Below are 1,572 nucleotides of genomic sequence, written 5' to 3' on the forward strand. Positions count from 1 at the left end.
CGCGACGACGACGGTCAGCGCGAGGCGGAGGACGGGGCGGACCACGACGACCGCGCCCCGCTCCGACTCAGTTGGCGCCGACGGTGACGACCGGGGCCCCGGTCGAGGTGTCGTCCGCGGGCATCTCGGCGGCCAGACGGTTGGCCTCCTCGATGAGCGTCTTGACGATCTCGGCCTCGGGGACGGTCTTGATGACCTCGCCCTTGACGAAGATCTGGCCCTTGCCGTTGCCGGACGCGACTCCGAGGTCGGCCTCGCGGGCCTCGCCGGGCCCGTTCACGACGCAGCCCATCACGGCGACGCGCAGGGGCACGCTCATGCCCTCGAGGCCGGCCGTGACGTCGTTCGCGAGCGTGTAGACGTCGACCTGGGCGCGACCGCAGCTCGGGCACGAGACGATCTCGAGCTTGCGCTCGCGGAGGTTCAGCGACTGCAGGATCTGCAGGCCGACCTTCACCTCCTGGGCGGGCGGAGCGGACAGCGACACGCGGATGGTGTCGCCGATGCCCTCGCCGAGCAGGATGCCGAACGCCGTCGCCGACTTGATCGTGCCCTGGAACTCGGGTCCCGCCTCGGTGACGCCGAGGTGCAGCGGCCAGTCGCCCCGCTCGGCGAGCTGGCGGTAGGCCTGCACCATGACGACGGGGTCGTTGTGCTTGACCGAGATCTTGAAGTCGTGGAAGTCGTGCTCCTCGAAGAGGCTGGCCTCCCAGACGGCGCTCTCGACGAGCGCCTCGGGGGTGGGCTTGCCGTACTTCTGCAGCAGGCTCGGCTCGAGGGAGCCGGCGTTGACGCCGATGCGGATCGAGACGCCCGCGGCCTTCGCCGCAGCGGCGATCTTGCCGACCTGGTCGTCGAACTTGCGGATGTTGCCCGGGTTCACGCGGACCGCGGCGCACCCGGCATCGATCGCCGCGTAGACGTAGTTGGGCTGGAAGTGGATGTCGGCGATCACCGGGATCTGGCTCTTCTTCGCGATGATCGGCAGCGCCTCCGCATCGTCGCGGCTCGGCACGGCGACCCGCACGATGTCGCAGCCCGAGGCCGTGAGCTCGGCGATCTGCTGGAGGGTCGCGTTGATGTTCGTCGTCGGGGTCGTGCACATCGACTGCACACTGACCTGCGCGTCACCGCCCACGAGCACCTTCCCGACCTTGATCTGACGGGACTTGCGGCGGGGGGCGAGGGTCACGGGCACCTTGGGGAGACCCAGATTCACTGCTGGCACCCGCCCATCGTACGCGCGCCGCCCGACCCTCCGTCCGCTCGCCGCGTCTTCCCAGCCGCCACCCGATCCCCCGAGGCACTCAGCGGGCAGAGCCGCCCGCCCCGAACCGCCCGAGCCGTGCCTTCGCCGCAGGCGAGGCGACCGGACGGATCGCGTGCCGGCGATCCGTTCCAGCCGTACGCAAGACGCTCCCGAGAACGCAGCCACCTCGGAGAGCCGACCGCGGCACGCCGCCATCGCCGGCCGTCGCCGCAGGCGAGGCGAACGGACGGATCGCGTGCGCGCGATCCGTCCTAGCCGTACGCAGGACGCTCTTGGCAACGCAACCACCCCGCGAAGCCGAC

1 protein-coding gene is annotated in these 1,572 nt (G+C 70.9%); it reads right to left on the reverse strand.

Going from position 1 to position 1,572, the window contains the following annotated elements; all coding sequences use genetic code 11:
• Window positions 1–67 precede the first annotated feature (67 nt).
• Window positions 68–1,228 (reverse strand): flavodoxin-dependent (E)-4-hydroxy-3-methylbut-2-enyl-diphosphate synthase, encoded by a 1,161-nt coding sequence (ispG, locus tag B0T42_RS18895; protein ID WP_077224497.1) that lies wholly within the window; start codon window positions 1,226–1,228, stop codon window positions 68–70.
• Between the last annotated feature and the right edge of the window lie 344 nt (window positions 1,229–1,572).

This window comes from Rathayibacter rhapontici, assembly GCF_001995175.1.
Taxonomy (GTDB): domain Bacteria; phylum Actinomycetota; class Actinomycetes; order Actinomycetales; family Microbacteriaceae; genus Rathayibacter.